Source organism: Candidatus Omnitrophota bacterium (genome assembly GCA_028715965.1).
Lineage (GTDB): Bacteria > Omnitrophota > Gorgyraeia > Tantalellales > Tantalellaceae > JAQUQS01.
This window is the reverse complement of sequence record JAQUQS010000006.1, coordinates 78,625-95,779: the sequence shown is the minus strand read 5'-3', so window position 1 is coordinate 95,779 and position 17,155 is coordinate 78,625. Positions and strand designations below refer to the sequence as shown.

Here is a 17,155-nt window from a genome sequence, read left to right as displayed (position 1 = left end):
CGCGAAAGGTCCTCTGTCCGCGGCGACCGGACATATGGATAAAAATAGGCACATCCCCCTGTTTTTTGGTAAGGTCCTTATACATAACATGATAAGCGCATTTGAGTTGACAAAGCCTGCCCGCTATGCTAATATTTCTTACCTGAAATCCTCGTTCTTTATATTTTCGGGTTTTTACGCAGTGGCCCCATCGTCTAGCCTGGCCTAGGACACCAGATTCTCATTCTGGCGACACGGGTTCGAATCCCGTTGGGGCTACCATTTGCCGGTGAGATACCACGGGACCGGCCATGAATAATTATGACCCGCTAATATGACCGGTAGCGTTGCGCGAGTGGCGGAATGGCAGACGCACCAGCTTGAGGGGCTGGCGGGAGCAATCCTGTGCGAGTTCAAATCTCGCCTCGCGCACCATTCTACTTCGCCATGGTGCTTTCGCCCATGGCTTCGAAGGAATAACAAAAGCACCAAAATAGGCCCGTTCTGGTGAACGGGTTTTTTGCTATAATAGGTCTTATTGTACTAAGACCTATTGCGCCTCCTCTCGGTCTTTCTCCCGAAAACCTCTTTTCCGGCTAAATACCTCGTTCCGGCACATTTCGCGAGTCGAGGATCCTGCGCTTTGTTTTTCAAGGTAATGGCGGTAGCTGGTTTTCTCGCCTCGCGCACCATTCTACTTCGCTATGGTGCTTTCGCCCATGGCTTCGAAGGAATAACAAAAGCACCAAAAAACAGCCTGTCCAAAGGACAGGTTTTTTTGTCTGATAGGCCTACAATACTAATTATTTAAAGACCTATCCATGTCTCCGTTCGGCCTCTCGGCCGTAAAACCCGAGTTTTCCACCTTGATGTCGATCCGATATTGTCATTTATACCTTTTATTGCTATTGACAATCTTAAACTTTATAATGTATTATATACATGGCAAAAGTTATATCATAGATATAGATATTATCTCCTCAGAAAAACACTACATGTAGTACCGGACCGAGGGCGCATAATGAGCTATTATCAGCTTTTAGGAATGACAAAAGAACCTTTCTCGACCAGCCCCGACCCTCAATTTTTTTATGCGTCACATGAACACAAAGCGGCCCTGATCAAGGCCATGATAGAAGTACGGCTTAAACGAGGACTTTCCGTTATCATGGGTGACGTTGGAACAGGCAAAACCACCCTGTGCAGAAAGCTTCTGCAAATGTTCAAAGAACGGAACAACATAGAATTTTCAATGATACTGGATCCGGATTTTAGCGACGAAACGATCTTTCTGGACTCCCTCATGAAGGCCTTCGGCATTAACACGGATCATCGCATCTTCAGTTCCGCGGAACGCAAGGAAATGTTACAGGATTTTCTTTTCCAGAAAACCGTGGAAGAGGACAAGACGATAGTACTTCTCATTGACGAAGCCCAGAAACTTTCACTTCCATCCCTTGAGATACTTCGGGTACTGCTCAATTATGAGACCAATGATTTCAAATTACTTCAACTAGTCCTTGTCGGCCAACTTGAACTGCAGGAACAGCTGCGTCAGTTACGGAACGTTGTTGACAGGATCAGCTTTAAATACATATTGAACCCTATCGTTGAGCTCAGCGAAATGAAAGAGCTCATAAATTTTCGCCTCAAGACCGCGGGATACGCCGGCAACACTCCGCTCTTTACGGACGAGGCCTTCAGGGAAATATACGAACATACGCAGGGATATCCAAGGCGCATAGGCATGCTTTGCCACAACGCCTTACGCGAACTGATAATGCACGACAAAACGGTAGTGACCGGGGACGTTATAAGACATCTTGTCGCGCAGGAGATCATAATATAAAACGGAGGCTTGGCCTGCTAATGGGCATTTCCAACAAAAAACTTACAGCTGAGGAAAAGTTACTGCATTTCATAGAAGTACCCGGGGGTCTTTTGTCCCAGGAGTCCGTGACCGCGGAACAAAAGACCGACCCATCCCTTGAAGATACTACGCAAAAAGGAAGGAAGACTGGACGGCCACTTATCAAGAGTACGCTCTTAAAGGTCTTCCTGCTGGTCTTCCTGTTAATGCTGATGACCCTTGCCGGGTTCTTCCTGCTCCAGCAAAGGTACCTGGACACAAAACTTAACGGCATACAGACCCTTATTGGCATTACGGGAACGGATAGCGCTCGACCGGCACCGGATACACTGAGGACCCCGCCCGGGCTTAATCTTGTCGGCATTTTCTGGAGCGATAGGCCCCAGGCCGTTGTCGAGGATACCGGGTCCAATAAAAGTTACATGATCTACGAAGGAGAGAACATCGGCAAATATAAAGTTGAAAAAATAACTGACAGGCATGTCTACCTGAGGTCAAATGATGGCGAAGCGATACTTAGGTAAACTGGTGCTTTCCGTCGCGGTCGCGTCGATCATGCTCACATGGTCGTTCCCAATGGTATCGGCGATACCGGAGGATACCTCCCTGGACCTTGTTTCCGGGGAAAGGTTATCTCTGGACCTGCGCGGCATAGAACCTTCGCAGCTCTTCAAGATACTATCCCAGAAACTGGGAAAGAACATAATCCCCAGCAAGAACGTAACCAGCAAAATAACCTTGTTCCTGGATAACGTCAGTTATGATGAGGTCCTGGATGTCATAATGGAGACCCAGGACCTGGCTTATGAAAAAAAAGGCAATAACCTCATCATCGTAATGACCGAGGACGAGTACAAATCTAAATATGGGGAGAAGTTCAACGAGAGAAGGAAGGCTTTAACCATAAAACTCAGGCATGCCCAGCCGAAAGCGGTATATGAGGCCATGGATAAGCTCAAAAGCCGTGTGGGGAAGATCGTCTGGGATGAAGCTACCGGGACCCTTATCCTGATGGATACGCCTTACAGGCTCAAACTGATGAGAGACGCGGCCGAAGATCTGGACCAACCCATAGAAACAGAGACCTTCGAGCTGCAATACGCCAGCGCGGCCGATATTGAAAAGATAGTCTCTTCGCTCGTTACCAAAGGCACCGGAAGCGTCATTGCCGATGCCCGGACCAATTCCGTTATAGTGACCGATCTGTCCGGTAACATGAACCGCGTAAAACAGGCCATATACCTTCTAGACCAGGAAACCCGGCAGGTATACCTCGAGTTCGAGATCGCACAATTCTATTCCCGGAACGGCTCTCCGGAAATATCCGACTGGGGCCAGGTCGTTCCCGGCACTCCAGTGCCAATGGAAGAAGGGGACATTTCGGCGTCCGGGAACATATCCGAGATACAGGTGTTGGGATTCGAAGGCGGGCAAGTACGTTCCACTATCGATAAAATGACCTCGATGGGGGAAATAAAGCTTATAGCCAGTCCCCGCATAATATCGGCCAATAATGAGAACGCGGTGATCCACGTCGGGACGAAAGAAGCCTTCACGACCGACGTTCTCTCCATGGCGGGGCCTGACGGGGGGCAGCCCGGCAAGGTCAATTTTACGGATATTGGCATAAAACTGTCGGTCAAACCTACTATCAACAGGGATGGTTTCGTCACCCTGCGGGTACATCCGGAAATAAGCTATATTGAAGAAGACGGTCATTTTACTTCCTCGTCCTCACCGCGCCGGATCCACAGTTCTTCCGCGGAGACTACGCTGAAGGTACAAGACAACAACACGGCAATGGTAGCCGGGATCAAAAGTTCTGTATATGATACTCCATCTGAGTTCATAATCTTCATAACTCCCCACATAATCAAGGGAGTGGACAAGAACATATGGAACGGAAAAAAACGTGAGAAGATACCGGAAAACTCGGATTACATGGACTACGAACGATCCGGGCCCGAATTCAACGTGAACAAGCTGAAGAATCCTACACGTAAAATATAAAACACGATCGGAGTTGGAAAAATGAATAAGGCAAGAACTGATACAGGGAACGTACTCGGGTACTTATTGTTGCTGGTGCTTCTTATAGCGTCTTTTGCCCTGGGATTTTATCTCTACAATGAAAATGCTACACTGAAAAAACGCATGATGGACAATTCCTCGGTCGTAAAAGAGATACTTACCAGCAAGGAACGGTTGCTCGACGAGAAAAACACGCTGGCGGAAGAAAAAGCCCGGCTTGAACAGACCCTGGCTACCATACCTCGTTCCAAGACCACGCTTGCCAGTTATTCTACCTCCGGTGAGCTCGACAACATACCCCCTGAGATGAAAGAATTAAAAGACTACGCCAAGGAAGTAAAGGAACTGGCGCTTAAACGCATCGAATATTACGAGAATTATTCGGACGGTGGATCACCGGAACAGGCCCAGACCATATCCGACCTTCAACGGGAAATAGAAGCGTTGAAATACGATATGGCTCTCGCTTATGTGAGAGCAAAGATGTTCGATGACGCCCTTAAGACTTTCCAGAACTACATTGATACTCACGGGGATAACGCCGATACTTATTACAACATGGCATACATATACGATCTGGTCAAGCACGACAATACATCCGCTATTAAGTATTACGAGAAATACCTGGCGATGAAGCCGGACGCGGAAGACCTTTTTGAGGTTAAGATGAGGATAGCATCACTTAAACGCGGGGCGAAAAAACCCGAGAACCCTTATGATGATCTGGGGATAAACACGGAAGAGATAAAATACTGATGCCATTCAAGGACATTTTGAGCATAACAAGACCCATTCTCGCCATAACAGTGACGGCTATGTCCCTTCTTGTGGCCGCTATTACCTGCGCGTCCACTGACACAGATACCTCTGACCCGCTGAATAATGACCGTGGGGCGGATATAGCTGATATGTACACGACTTCGCTCAATTCGCTTGATATCCTCAAGGCTGAGATAGTAGAACAGGAAAGGAAGAGACGGCTGGAGGAAAAACAGGCTGAAATAAAGGATTTTTATGATCTTGCCGCTAAAATGGAGGAGCGTGGAGACCTTATCAAGGCCGCTAAATGCTACAAAGAGATCATAAATATGGCCGAAGAGGACCCTTCCCTCCTGGATTTCATCGCCGAAAAGAACAAAGAGCTTAGATTGATGGCCGACGCGCAAAAAGACCTGGCCGAAGACCGGCTGGCCGCGTCAGACGAAAAAGTGTCGTCCTATTCCGACACATCAGCCCCTTCGTCCAATCCATACAAAGAACAGATCACATATGTTCATAAGCTCAAACAAAGGTTACTTGAGCTGGGCTATGGCAGAGGTTCGACGGTATCGGGGCAAGATGAGTCCAATTCTTACAAAGGGTATAAAGGTTATGGTGCTCAACATAAAAATTACGAAGGGTACAAAGGCTATTATGAGTAACTTTACCGGTAGATACACCTGTATTTTTCTGATCATATGCGCGTTCCTGGCAACGGGCCCTAAGGTCGCCCATTCTTCGGACAATACCGCGACAGCCGGCCGCCAGGATGAGGTAACTCTCCTCGCCGAGAACATATACCACTCCTCTCTTCTCGTGAAAGAAGGAAGCCGGTGTTATGATAACGGCGACGTAGCCACGGCCAGAATGAAATTCGAGGAAGCCCTGGCAAAAGATCCCGAGAACAGCGAAGCCCGACGCTTTCTGGACATGATAGGCCCGGCGGACACTTCCGTTACGCCTGACGTGGAAAGCCCATCGGGGATATCGTCCTCCGGGACCGACGTAACCTTCCCTGCGTCCGCCCCGGAAAATGTCCAGGCAAGTGATGACGCGGTAAAAGAATTGGCGCAAAAGATATTCGCGGCGAAAATACTGGTCAAAAAAGGCAAGATATTCCTTGATAATGGTGATACTGATAATGCCAGCGCTAAATTTTCGGAAGCGCTGGAAAATGACCCGGAAAACATGGACGCGCGGAAATATCTGGCGCTTTGTTCCGCCGATCTCGCCCCCCGGGATGGGAACACTGGGGCACCAGACATTACCGACAAGAGCGTGGAACCTGTGATAAGACCTGTTTCGGCCAGCCAGCAGAACGAGATCAACTTGCTGGAACAACTGGAGGCCCGGGTCAAGAAACTCGAATCCGGGCAGAAAAGTGAAACACCTGGGACCACGACAGCTGCGGCTTCCGCGACCCCGCCCGCCACGATCAACCCTGCCCCTAAAAGCCTTACTGGCGACACGAAAGTACGTGAATCCGCCAGGCTGATAGAACAGGGAGATAAATATTACGATCGCGGGGAATACAAAAAAGCGTACAGCATGTATAAGAAAGCCCTGGAAAACCTAGACTGAACTACTTTACACCCTGTCCAGTACACGGTTGATATCGTCTATTAATTTTTGGGTACTCACGGGTTTCGCTATAAAATGCCTTCCGCCCATCATGCCGCCCGAAGAAGCCAGCTCTTCTTCCTGCACTATACCGGTAAGGAAGATCACAGGTATCCGGCGAAGACGCGGGTCCATCAGTAGCATGCGGGCGACCTCTCCACCATCCATATCAGGCATCATCATGTCCAGAAGTATCAGGTCGGGCTGCATCGCCCTGGCCGAGGAAAGAGCCTGTAATGAGTTGTTCTCCACCCTCACCTCAAACCCGCCTATCTCCTCCAGGTTCATCTTGACCATTTGCGAGAAAGTTTCATCATCATCTACTATTAATATTTTTTTCCTGTTTTCCGCCATAAATTCCCCTTAAATAGGCTTCCACCGTTCAAAGCGGCAGCTTTATGATGAATGTTGTACCCTTGTCCACGTCGCTGACTATCTCAAAGTCCCCCTTGTGGTTCTCCTTTATTATCCGCGACGAGAGAGCGAGCCCTAAGCCTATCCCCTTAGCCTTGGTCGTAAAGAACGGTTTATCCATTTTTTCGATGTTCTGCTTGGCGACCCCACACCCCGTATCCGATATGCGTACATATATGCTTCCGTCGCCCTCACTGAACGATGTCTTGATCTCCAGGTGTCCTATCCTGTCCATGGATTCATAAGCGTTCTTGATTATGTTCTGGAATACGCCGGCCATCTGTACCTCATCGATCTTGATGTTGGGCACATTCTCGTATTCTTCCGTTATTTTTATATCATAATCCAGGAACAGACCCCGCACATCGTTCAAGGCGCATTTTACCACGTCATTTATATCGGCTTTGGTAAAAACCGGCTTGCTCAGCCTGGAATAGCTCAATATATCGTTGATGGTCTTTTCTGTCTCGCGTATTTTCTTCAGTATATTGCTGATCAGGACTTTTACTTTTTCATCTTCCGGTTTCAGGTAATGTGTCAGGTTATCTACCGCCAGCTCTATAACCCCCAACGGTGTCCGGAGTTCATGGGCTATACTGGCGGCCATGGTACCTATGCCCGCCATCTTTTCCGATTGCAATAGGCGCGTTTGCAGTTTCTTGCGGTCGATGGCATAGAGAATGGTCTTGGTAAGCATGCCGATGTCGTATTTCCCTTTTATCAAATAATCCTGCGCCCCTTTAGATACAGCTTCCAGTCCCAATTCCTCCTCATAGGCCCCCGTTATCACGACTATCGGCGCCCATGAAAATTCCTTGTCCATGGCGGTAAGAGTGTCCAACCCGGTGCTATCCGGAAGGTTAAGGTCAAGAAGGACCACATCATATGGCACCTTATCCGAGGACATCATTTCCCGGGCCTCTTTTAACGTGCCGACATCTTTTGTCGCGTAAGTGTTCTCACTGGCCGCCTTGAGCATATTATCCACCAGTTTCCTGCTGGTAGGCTCATCCTCGACAATAAGAACTTTGATAAATCTTTTTTCAGGAGTATTATTCATAAACAAAACCTTGAAATCGACCCGTGTGGGCCAATGTTTTATAATGCTATTTTATATGTCATTCGCTAAAAAAACAAGTTATTGCCTTCATAATATGAAATGTCCCCCGTTCGCGCTCTACAGGACCGCGACACGGAGGACATATATCTCCGCATATTCTTATTCCGTTGCCATGAATTCCGTGCGTTTCATTTCCCATTCATTCCTGAACTCTTTCTTGTATTTTGTCTTGAGTTCCGGCATGAGGGTAGCCGTTCCGGCCATAGCTTGTATATTCGTTTCAGGCGTCACCTGCCTCTGGGCCTTGAATACCGCGGAAGCGGCGAATTTCTCGTCGATCGGCGCGTTTTTCATCACGGACCCTTCCTGGGCGCGATCCGCTTCCCGTGATATGCGTTCCGCCGTAGTATACCCGGTCGCGGGTGAGCTCACCTCCTTATACCTTTTCGCGAGTATCTCGGCGGCCGGCTTATTAAGTGGGGTGTACCTTCTGTTATACATACCGCCGCCCTTGACGGTCGGCGCCCATCTCCACCAATATACCCCCTCGAGCCAGTCACATCTCCATACTGACTCAAAGAACGCTTCATAACACCTAGCCTGCAACGCCACATCGGCTTCCCCCACCCCGTTTTTCCACGGCTCGCTCGGCGCTATGCTGGAACTGGAATAGCCTATTTCAGTGAATATGACCGGCTTGTTAACCTCCGCGTGCCACACACTTATCTCGTATATCCACTTTTCCCACCCTTTTTTCAGGTCTTCTAGGTCGGGATTCTTTTTATAACTTAAAGGGAAATACGCGTCTATGCCGGCATAATCCAGCGCGTCCCAGAATCTTATGTTCTTGTAGTTATCCCAGTTGGCCGCGTATATAAGCTTCCCGGGATATATAGCCCTGATATGGCCGATCAGTGTCCGCCATCTCTCTTCTTTTTGTGCCGCGAAGGAAAGTTCCGTACCCACACAGAATATTTCCACATTCTCTTTTTGTGCCATATTAGCGTAATGTGATATGAAGTTGTCGTATTCCTTGAACCACTTGTCCCAGTCTTCCTCTTTATAGAACCCGATATCCGCCCGCCAGTACCCATCACCGCTGTTTATAATATCAATATGTGGCTTTAGCATGACTTTCAGGCCGCATTTATGGGCTTTCTGTATAGCGTGCCTTACGCTCTTGTCCGATGGCGTAAGTTCGGTTTCCGCTATCCTGGTGGAATTATAGCTCTGCTGGTACCATGTTACGTTTATCTGCAGATATTCCACACCTAGGTTCTTAAGCATTTCGATCGACTGGTCGGAATATTTACTGGCGAATTTGTCCTTTTCCCAGGTCACATAACAAATACCCTTCTGGAAATACGGGACCTTCAGGCCCCTGGACATACCTATAGATGTAGTCGGCATCATCGTGCTCACCAGGAACACAATTGCCAAAAATGAACAAGCCGTTCTTTTACAATGGGATCGCCACGGTCTTACGCCTTTATTGACCATACTAGTCCATCCTTTCTTTCTCCACACCAGGATAAGTGGCATTCCCGAAAGGACGAACAGCGTTTCCGCAGCTTATGGATATACTATGCGGGATTGTTTTCGGCAACCGGACGACCTTTACCTATATATAGGCTTTAGGCTCACGGTTTTGCGTCCTAACCTTTCGGATAGTTTGCCCTTATCGAACAGATTTAGTTACTTTTAAAGAACGTTCATTACTATACTAAGTTTATCTGTATATTTATAAAAAGCAAGAAGCTATACCTAGCTGTTTTTTTGTTAACTTTTTGTTAAGGCCGATGGTGAATCTCTCCAAGAATGAGAACACATTTTTTACATCTAACTCCTTAATATTCCAAAGCTAAGAAAATCACCCTTTCAGTTAAACATGAAATATTTAGATTTTCTTGCTTTTTATTTAGCTAAGCTACATGATATAATTGGTGCGGGTAGATAAAAAACTTATTAAATGAATTTACTAAGAAGGGGCAGGTTATGAAACGTCAGTTGTTGTGGGTAGTAGCCGTATCATTCCTCCTTCTCTTCCCGGCTGGGAACATATTCGGAGAAGGGACGGGAGAGGATATGTCCTCCTTCTCCTCAAGAATAGAGAAAAAGAACCTCTCACTTAAAATGATGGAACAAGACACCAAAGATCTCTTGTTCTTCTGCGAAATAGTATCTAACCTGATCCCCATGGAAAAAACACAGAACAGTTCCGCGGCCAAGTATTCAGCGCGGCTGGAGGAAAAATTAGGCGCGTTGGTCAACGAATCCCTTGATGGCTCGACATCCGGGCTCCAGCACACGATAACCCAGCCCATGATAATGGATATGCTGCAACCTAAATCGCGTTTTAATTCAATGGAGACTACGGACGAGAATATGGTCAAAAAAGAGGATTAGAGCCTGTCATTCTACCGCAGGCGACATGTTCTTGGTCAATATAGCGGAGTTCTCCTTAACACCCTTCTCAGCGATCAGAGAAAGCCTTTCAATATTATCCTTAGCACTGGCTATCTGCTCATGCACAGCTCCATCCGAGGTTTCTTTCATAGCTGCGTCAAGATATTCGATATCGTATTTACATTGGTTATTGATGAACTCTAGCCATTCGTTTATGATCTTTATGTCTTCCGCCCTCATGTTGGTCCCGGCGGCAAGCGCCATTTTGAACAACCGGAAATAAGCCTCTATGGTCGTCAAGGCCGAGGTATTAAGCTCGAATATACGCTCCAGCGTCATAAGGTCTTTCCCTGAGGTCTTTTTTATGGCATTCGGCAGGGAAGACCCCTGTTCCGACAGGTTCTCACGGAGAGCAAAAAGGTCCTTTATATGGCTAAAATCCTCAGCGCGCACATTTTGCGCGCAAATAGCTAAAAGAAAAAATGTTATGATGGGTATTGTTAAGGTTTTTATCATGTTTCCGTGAAAAAGCGTTTTTTCCACATGTGCTTTTAATATTATGTAATAGTATAGCACAAGTTGAATAAAAAACAAATTTTGCTCTTTTATTTAGTTTTCCGCCACCGGGAGCACCAGTATCTCGACCCTTCGGTTCCGGTTGCGCCCTTCCTCGGTCGAATTATCCGCTATCGGGCGATATTGTCCATATCCGGTCACCCGCATATCATCCGGGGTCATACCAAGGTCATCAGTAAAATAATGCAATACGGATATCGCTCTCTGGCTGGACAGGTCCCAATTCGACTTCCATCCGGACCTGCGTATAGGCACGTTATCCGTATGCCCCTCGATAACGATCTTATTTCCGGACATACTTTTCTGGAGGGCGTTACCAATATCCGATAAGACACTTTTCCCCCCGGAACTGATATCGGCACTTCCCGGCCCGAACAGGACATCACTAAGGACCGATACTTTAACCCCCTTATCCGAGGCCGAAACTGCCACTTCACCCGCGTCTATGGTCTTGCGCATAGCACGCTTGAGACTGGCCGACATATACTGGAATTGCGCGGTCCTTTCGTCTTTTTCAAGTTCTTTTCTCGCCTTTTCATCCCTTAGCGCTTCCGCTTCCTGTTGTGCCTGCGTAAGTTGGGACTGGACCGACAACGATCTGGCCTCAAGCGTTTCTACTTCCTCCTTATACTTTGAGATTATTTTCGCGGCCTTATCTTTTATCCGGCCCGTTTCCCGCTCGAGCTCATTTATCCTGCCGGCCTGGCGCGACTCTTTGTCTTTGAGGTCCATGCGCTCCTTTGAGAATACCGCGTTCTCCTTCTCAAGTGACGTTATCTTGTCTTTCTGGGCGGCTATCTCCTTGTCTTTTTCTTCTGAAAAACTTATGAACTGCTCTTTATACGAACTCAGGCTCGAATCCAGTTCGATCATTTTAGCGTTCTTTTCCTCAAGCTCTGCCTCAAGCGCCGCGATCTCTTTCTCATATTCCGCAAGATGCGTTTTCATCTCGTCATCCGTTCGCCCCAAACGCGCCTTTAGCTCGCTTATTTCCGCCACCCCGGAAGTCACGTCTTTTTTGTATGCCTCGAGAGAAACGTTCATTTCCTCCTGGCTTTCCGTGAGAGTCTTGACCTCGTCGGCCTTGGACTTGAGCTCCGCGGCCATATCCTCTTTCTCTTTGCTTATTGTTTCGATCGACACCTTTAAAGCGTCCAGTTCTTTAGCATAATTCATGGAATTTTCTTTTATCCTGCCCTCAAGCCCGGACATGTTCTTTTTGAGGGCGTTGATCTCTTTATCCTTAGATATCGCGACATCCTTCAGGCCCCTCACTTCCGACGTTAGCCTCTCTATCTCGCTGTCTTTTAAAGCCACTTCAGAATCCTTGGCGTCGGAAAAGGTCTTGAATTGCTCCTGAAAAGACCCGATCTTTTCGTTAAGCTTACCTATTTCCTCGTTCCTGACCTTTATCGTCTCCAGGTGTTCTGACAGGCCCTTTTCCATTTCCGCGGACTTTGCCTCGGCCAAGGCTTCCATGGAGGATAACTTTCCCTCCAATTCCTTTATGCGCGCGTCCTTGTTCCTTAGGGCGCCTCTCTCCTTGTCAAGCTCCTTCCTCGCGTCTTCCAACTTGGACTTGCCGGCAGCAAGATCATTCCTGAGGTTTTCTATCTCTTTTTCTCTATCGATGACCTCCGCGGCATACTTCTCTTTATAAGCCTCGAACCCCTCTACGAAATTAGCTAATTCCTTTTTCTTTATCTCCAGCTCGCCGCTCAAACTATCACGCGTGGTCTCTTTTTGTTCCTCGATCTTCCTCAAGTCATCGATCTCAGCCCTGAGTGACGTCATTTCCTCGTCCTTTTTTCCCGATGCGTCGATCATGCGAGCCAGGTCTTCCTCCATACGCTTTATTTTTGCCTCATACTCCTTCGTTTGTCCGGCGTAAGTAAGGGCCTTTTTTCTTTCGGAATCGATCTCAGCGGTCAACCCATTAATAATATCCTCTTTTTTCTTAATGTTCGCCACGCCGGCCGCTATTTCATTTTTGAGGGCGTCTATCCTCTCCTTATTGCTCCGCACCTCCGCCTGGGCCGCGGACAGATCTTCCTTGTACGCTGACGCTTCCCGTTCCGCCGCTTCGACCTTCAAGATAGCCTCATCGGACGCGATATCTTTTTCCGTTCTTTCCTTGTCCAACGCGTCTATCCTCTCCTGGTATTTTGCGTTCTCCGCCAACAACCTGCTGATGTCCTCCTTATACCGTTCTATCTCTTTTTTCGCCGCTTCGATATCCCCGAGATATTTTTCCGCCCTGATATTACTGGAAACTATCTCTTCTTTCAAGGACGATATGGTCTCTTCCCCGTCCCGTACCTTGCTTTCCAGCACGGACAAAGCCTCTTCGTCCTTAACACCATCTTCCTCTGTCCCCTTGATCCCGTTCATCCCCGCCATGGCGGTATCCAGCTCTTTTTTCAGGGATGCATGCGCCTCCAGCACGGAACTTAACTCACGGCTCTTTTCCGATAGCGCGTTCCTGAAAGATGCCGCTTCAGCTTGCGCGCTATTTTTTTCTTCCTTAACGCGGGAGAGATCGCGGTCCATGGCCGCGACTTCTTCTATTTTACGGGATAAAGCGTCTTTCGCGCCGGCCAGCTCCGTTTTGAGTTTGTTTATTTCTATCCGGTCCTTCTCCCCGGCCGTACCCTGGTATATGTTCTTCTCGACCGACCCGGCTTTAAGCTCCGCTATCTCTTTCTCGTATGACGCGATCTTTTCCCTGGAAGCTTTTTCCAGGGCATCTATTCGCGCCACCAGGTTACGCAATCTGGACGTGCTGTCTCCGGTAGATCTTTCTTTCGTGGCCAGCCTTTCGTTGGCTTCTTCAAGCTGCGCCTTTAATATCTCGATCTCCGTCTCTTTCTGCCTGATAGCGCTTGTCTGCCCATCGGCGATACCGCTTTCATCCCTCCCGCTATTACCGAACATCACGGCGTTATTACTTTTCGCCGTGATCGTGATAGGCGTGGCTGCCTCTCCATCAGCATATATGGGCCGCACCGCCTGTGATAACACAAGGAAAGCGATCGGCAAACTCGAACGTACCATTCTCTTACATACCATCATATTTTCCCGTCATCTGTTTTTTAGCTAATTAATTCGAGGCACCGGCCACATGTACCGGCACGGGGGACCTAGCGTTCATCATCCTTAGCTCTTCTATCTCTTTCTGCAATATATCAAGCCGTTGTTTCAGTTCGGAGTTCTCGTCCCGCAACGCCCGCACTTCACGTTCAAGTTTTCCGGAAGGCTCCCGGCTGTCCGATGTTCCCTTTGATCTTATTTTCTTTTTCATCCTGTCTATTTCCGATCCGTAGGCTTTGAGTTTTTTCTCCAGACTGGACTTACCCTGTAAAGCGCTCGAAAGATCCCTCATGACCTTCTGGTATTTTTCTTTTATGTCCTTTTCCTGGCTGCGCGCGGCGGCAAGGTCTTTCCCCGTCCTGTCTATTATGTTCTGCTTATCCGTTATCGTAGCCTCAAATGACGATCCGAGATCAGCGAGTTTTTTCCTGGTATCATTCAGCTTGCGTTGTAGGACCCGTACGGTGGCCAATTCCTTGCTCAAGGCATCTTCGTAATCCTTGATCTTGCCGTCTTTTTCCTTCATCTGCCTCTCGTAATCCCCTTTTACATCCACACGTGTATCGCTATCTTTTCCTTTGGCGTCAAGCTGCGCCCTCAATGCTCCAACCTCTTTCTTGTACGCCTCTATCTTACGATCAAAGGCTTCTTGAGCAAGTTTCCTCTCCGCCTCTACACGTTCCGCTACGACCGTATCCATTTTAGACATATACGACTCGAACTCGTTGGCTCCGCCTGCCGGGGTGACCGCTTGCCCCCGGATCGCCCTTATCTGGGCGTTCAATCTCTCTCTCTCCGCGCTGAACCCGTTTATCTGCGCCTGGTATTCCTTAATGTCGGCATTGAGCCCCTCGTTCTCCTGTTCAGTCATCTCCAACTCCCGGGAGATATCGTCCAATTTACCCTCAAGCTCCCTGACTTCCCGTGATAGAACGGCGTTCTGCTGCCCAAGCTCACCGGCCTTCTCGGAAAATTCCTCCACATTCGTAGCGGTCTTTTCCGCGCCGGCCCTTACTGCCGCGAGCTCCTCTTCCAGGACATATTTTTCCTTCAGGATGTCCCTGGCCTTGTTCTCCAACAGGTATTTCTCCTTCAATGTTTCCTTCATTTTCTCTACCAGCGCGTCTTTTTCCCCCGAAAGCCTCTCCGCCTCTTCCTGTTTCTCTTTGATGTCGGCGAGAAGCGTATTTATGCTTTCCTGCTTTTCGGAGATCACCCCCTCAGCTTCCCTGAGCTTTGCGTCTATATCCACGCTGTTCCTTGCTCTCAAGCCCTCGAGTTCTTTCCCCATATCGTCACGCTCTTTTTCAAGCGCCAGTATCTTCCCTTGCAGGCTTTCGACCGTAGCATAGGTACCGTCCTTTTCGGACATTATCTTTTCCATTGAAGCCTTAAGCGTATCTATCTCTTCCAAAAGGGCTCTTTTTTCCCGCGAAACCTTTTCAAGCTCTGCCTTCATGTCATCCGCGCCGGAAAGCAGTTCTTTGGTCCTTTCATCTTTTTTTGCCATGTTCTCTTTGATCTCTTTCACGTTATCCCTGAGGACCTTGTTCTCGTTCTCAAGAAGTGCCGCTTTTCGCACATAGAAATCATTAGCCTTTTTCTTGTCGATCTCCTCTTTTTCTAAAAGATCATCCTTTAGCCGGGAAACCTGCTGGCGTATAAGCTGGGCTTCTTCCACCGCGACCTGCCTGTCCTTTTCAGCCGCTTCTTTGTCTAACAGTATCGCGTCTTTTTCTTTCCGTATATCGGCAAGCTCTTTCTTCGCGGCATCCATCTTTTCCTTCATGGCGTCACGCTCATCCAGGATAGCCCTTTCCCGCTTGGCGTATTTCTTGGTCAACACACGGATCATCTCTTTTCTTTCATCCCGCTCTTTTACCCTGTCATTTTCCACGTCTTTCTCTCGATCCTTCATGTCCAAGAGCTCTTTCTCCAGCTCGGCAAGCCCTGACATCAGCTTGTTCTTTTCTCGCGCCAGGCTTTTGATCCTGCCCTCGTACTCAGCGCTTATCTCTTCCCGGGCCTTTTCTTTTTCTGTGGCCTGGAGCGCGTTGAGGTTCTTCAGCTCGGTCTCAAGCATGATATTCTTTCGCTCGAGGTCCTTGTGCTTTTTCTCGACGTCTTCGCGGTGATCCATGACCTTCTTCAGCGCCAGGTCTTTTCTCTGGTTGTCCGCCAGAAGCTCCTTCATCCCCGTCCTTGTCTTTTCCAGCTCATCGACAAGACGCTTTTCCCTGCCGGCAGATGACGACAACTCGGACCGAAGGCCACTGTTCTCTTTCTTAAGCCCCTCAACCATATCGTCATATGAGCTCTTGAGCTCCTGACGCGCCGCGTCAACATCCGCTTCGGTCGATACCCGGCTCTTGGCAAGCTCTTCCTCTAAGGCTTTCTTGGCGTTGATCGCGATAGATAACCTTTTTCCCAGCATTTCTTTTTCCCCACGTAACTCCGATATGATGGCGTTCTTTTCCCTTATATCGGACACGTATCCTTCGACCCCTTCGTCCTGCCCTCCCTGGGGCGTTCCGGTCTTTACAGCTGTCTTTCCCAGCCTGGAATTCTCTTCCCGTAAAGAAAGGTTTTTCCTTTCCAGGCTTTTTATTACCGTTTGAAGCTCTTTTATCTTCTCCTCAAGACCGGGCGCGATATCCTCCCTACTGCCAGTATCTTCCACACCGGCCCCCGTCTTGGAGTCCCCTAAAGAGTTCCTGAGGTCCAGGTTCTCTTTCTCCGCTTCCCTTATCCTGACCGACAGGATCGTGCTTTCTTTCCTAAGCTCCCTTATTTCCGCGTCTTTTTCATCAATGATCGCGGCAGCCTGGCTAACCCCGTTCTCGAGTGATCTCTGGATCCTTGAGACCTTTTCTTTTTCGGACTTAAGATCTTCTTCGATCCTGTCGTTCTTTTTTCTTTCTTTCTCTATCTGCCCGCGAAGATCACTATTCTCCTTCAAAAGTTCATCGTTCTCGTTCTTTAGCCCTTTTAGCCCGGCATCATCCACCCCTGAAGGACCAGTGTCTCCGTCCCAGGTTTTCGTTACATCCTTAAGGTCGACTAATTTACGGGCAAGTATCTGCCGTTGCCGCCTAAGTGTATCATTCTCTTCTTCCAGCTGCCCTAGCCGTTCCCTAAGTTCTTTTTTGGTCTTTTCCACTTCCGACATAAGACCCTTCCTGGATTCCGAAACCTCTTTCTTGAGCCTTGCTATCTCTTCTTCCATTATCCCCATGTATTCCAAAAGACCTTTCTGTTCCTCGAGAAGGGTCTCCCTTTCCTCTAAAAGCACGTTAACGCGTTTTTTTGTCATAATATCGTCACGAGGTCCAAGTTCCTGTCCTGAGTAG

General features: G+C 48.3%; 13 protein-coding genes, 2 tRNA genes and 1 riboswitch. Of the genes, 9 read left to right on the top strand and 6 right to left on the bottom strand.

What is annotated here, in order from left to right:
* The first annotated feature begins 183 nt into the window (after nt 1-183).
* The 8 genes from PHH49_04675 to PHH49_04640 all read left to right on the top strand — a co-directional run bounded on the left by PHH49_04675 (nt 184) and on the right by PHH49_04640 (nt 6,220).
* Nucleotides 184-261, top strand: a tRNA-Glu gene (locus PHH49_04675).
* A gap of 67 nt (nt 262-328) precedes the next feature.
* Nucleotides 329-414: transfer RNA gene (locus PHH49_04670), tRNA-Leu, on the top strand.
* A 586-nt stretch (nt 415-1,000) separates the two neighbouring features.
* Nucleotides 1,001-1,828: an AAA family ATPase gene (locus tag PHH49_04665; protein MDD5488240.1), complete on the top strand. Its 828-nt coding sequence runs from the start codon at nt 1,001-1,003 to the stop codon at nt 1,826-1,828.
* 20 nt (nt 1,829-1,848) lie between these two features.
* Complete coding sequence (locus PHH49_04660; protein MDD5488239.1) at nt 1,849-2,373, top strand: hypothetical protein; 525 nt, start codon at nt 1,849-1,851, stop codon at nt 2,371-2,373.
* Nucleotides 2,348-3,859, top strand: a complete 1,512-nt coding sequence (locus tag PHH49_04655; GenBank protein ID MDD5488238.1) for a secretin N-terminal domain-containing protein — start codon at nt 2,348-2,350, stop codon at nt 3,857-3,859. The genes PHH49_04660 and PHH49_04655 overlap by 26 nt, the downstream gene beginning before the upstream one ends.
* Nucleotides 3,860-3,880: 21 nt before the next feature.
* On the top strand, nt 3,881-4,636 hold the full coding sequence (locus PHH49_04650) for a hypothetical protein (protein MDD5488237.1): 756 nt from the start codon (nt 3,881-3,883) through the stop codon (nt 4,634-4,636).
* Nucleotides 4,636-5,301, top strand: coding sequence for a hypothetical protein (locus tag PHH49_04645; protein ID MDD5488236.1), 666 nt, complete (start codon nt 4,636-4,638; stop codon nt 5,299-5,301). Before PHH49_04650 ends, PHH49_04645 begins: the two co-directional genes overlap by 1 nt.
* Entirely contained in the window at nt 5,294-6,220 is a 927-nt protein-coding gene (locus PHH49_04640; GenBank protein MDD5488235.1) for a tetratricopeptide repeat protein, read from the top strand. The genes PHH49_04645 and PHH49_04640 overlap by 8 nt, the downstream gene beginning before the upstream one ends.
* Nucleotides 6,221-6,226: 6 nt before the next feature.
* On the opposite strand, the gene PHH49_04635 is transcribed toward PHH49_04640, so the two are convergent.
* From PHH49_04635 to PHH49_04625, 3 genes are all read right to left on the bottom strand, one after another.
* A complete protein-coding gene (locus tag PHH49_04635) occupies nt 6,227-6,613 on the bottom strand; it encodes a response regulator (protein MDD5488234.1) in 387 nt (128 codons plus the stop codon).
* 28 nt (nt 6,614-6,641) lie between these two features.
* On the bottom strand, nt 6,642-7,733 hold the full coding sequence (locus PHH49_04630) for a response regulator (protein ID MDD5488233.1): 1,092 nt from the start codon (nt 7,731-7,733) through the stop codon (nt 6,642-6,644).
* 159 nt (nt 7,734-7,892) lie between these two features.
* Complete coding sequence (locus tag PHH49_04625; protein MDD5488232.1) at nt 7,893-9,146, bottom strand: hypothetical protein; 1,254 nt, start codon at nt 9,144-9,146, stop codon at nt 7,893-7,895.
* Between the two features lie 185 nt (nt 9,147-9,331).
* A riboswitch (cyclic di-GMP riboswitch) is annotated at nt 9,332-9,420 on the bottom strand.
* Between the two features lie 308 nt (nt 9,421-9,728).
* Here PHH49_04625 and PHH49_04620 point away from each other — a divergent pair.
* Nucleotides 9,729-10,139, top strand: a complete 411-nt coding sequence (locus PHH49_04620) for a hypothetical protein (GenBank protein ID MDD5488231.1) — start codon at nt 9,729-9,731, stop codon at nt 10,137-10,139.
* Nucleotides 10,140-10,145: 6 nt separating this feature from the next.
* On the opposite strand, the gene PHH49_04615 is transcribed toward PHH49_04620, so the two are convergent.
* The 3 genes from PHH49_04615 to PHH49_04605 all read right to left on the bottom strand — a co-directional run bounded on the left by PHH49_04615 (nt 10,146) and on the right by PHH49_04605 (nt 17,118).
* Entirely contained in the window at nt 10,146-10,655 is a 510-nt protein-coding gene (locus PHH49_04615; GenBank protein ID MDD5488230.1) for a hypothetical protein, read from the bottom strand.
* Between the two features lie 93 nt (nt 10,656-10,748).
* Entirely contained in the window at nt 10,749-13,787 is a 3,039-nt protein-coding gene (locus tag PHH49_04610) for an OmpA family protein (protein MDD5488229.1), read from the bottom strand.
* A 28-nt stretch (nt 13,788-13,815) separates the two neighbouring features.
* Nucleotides 13,816-17,118 carry a hypothetical protein gene (locus tag PHH49_04605; GenBank protein ID MDD5488228.1) on the bottom strand — a complete coding sequence of 1,101 codons (3,303 nt, stop codon included), beginning with the start codon at nt 17,116-17,118 and terminating at the stop codon, nt 13,816-13,818.
* Nucleotides 17,119-17,155: the final 37 nt, after the last annotated feature.

What these genes read in the sequence shown, in the direction of transcription:
- PHH49_04660 (MDD5488239.1), top strand. Translation starts at nt 1,849, where the DNA reads ATGGGCATTTCCAACAAAAAACTTACAGCTGAGGAAAAGTTACTGCAT.
- PHH49_04655 (MDD5488238.1), top strand. Translation starts at nt 2,348, where the DNA reads ATGATGGCGAAGCGATACTTAGGTAAACTGGTGCTTTCCGTCGCGGTC.
- PHH49_04630 (MDD5488233.1), bottom strand. Translation starts at nt 7,733, where the DNA reads ATGAATAATACTCCTGAAAAAAGATTTATCAAAGTTCTTATTGTCGAG.
- PHH49_04645 (MDD5488236.1), top strand. Translation starts at nt 4,636, where the DNA reads ATGCCATTCAAGGACATTTTGAGCATAACAAGACCCATTCTCGCCATA.
- PHH49_04625 (MDD5488232.1), bottom strand. Translation starts at nt 9,146, where the DNA reads ATGATGCCGACTACATCTATAGGTATGTCCAGGGGCCTGAAGGTCCCG.
- PHH49_04605 (MDD5488228.1), bottom strand. Translation starts at nt 17,118, where the DNA reads ATGACAAAAAAACGCGTTAACGTGCTTTTAGAGGAAAGGGAGACCCTT.
- PHH49_04640 (MDD5488235.1), top strand. Translation starts at nt 5,294, where the DNA reads ATGAGTAACTTTACCGGTAGATACACCTGTATTTTTCTGATCATATGC.
- PHH49_04620 (MDD5488231.1), top strand. Translation starts at nt 9,729, where the DNA reads ATGAAACGTCAGTTGTTGTGGGTAGTAGCCGTATCATTCCTCCTTCTC.
- PHH49_04610 (MDD5488229.1), bottom strand. Translation starts at nt 13,787, where the DNA reads ATGATGGTATGTAAGAGAATGGTACGTTCGAGTTTGCCGATCGCTTTC.
- PHH49_04615 (MDD5488230.1), bottom strand. Translation starts at nt 10,655, where the DNA reads ATGATAAAAACCTTAACAATACCCATCATAACATTTTTTCTTTTAGCT.
- PHH49_04665 (MDD5488240.1), top strand. Translation starts at nt 1,001, where the DNA reads ATGAGCTATTATCAGCTTTTAGGAATGACAAAAGAACCTTTCTCGACC.
- PHH49_04635 (MDD5488234.1), bottom strand. Translation starts at nt 6,613, where the DNA reads ATGGCGGAAAACAGGAAAAAAATATTAATAGTAGATGATGATGAAACT.
- PHH49_04650 (MDD5488237.1), top strand. Translation starts at nt 3,881, where the DNA reads ATGAATAAGGCAAGAACTGATACAGGGAACGTACTCGGGTACTTATTG.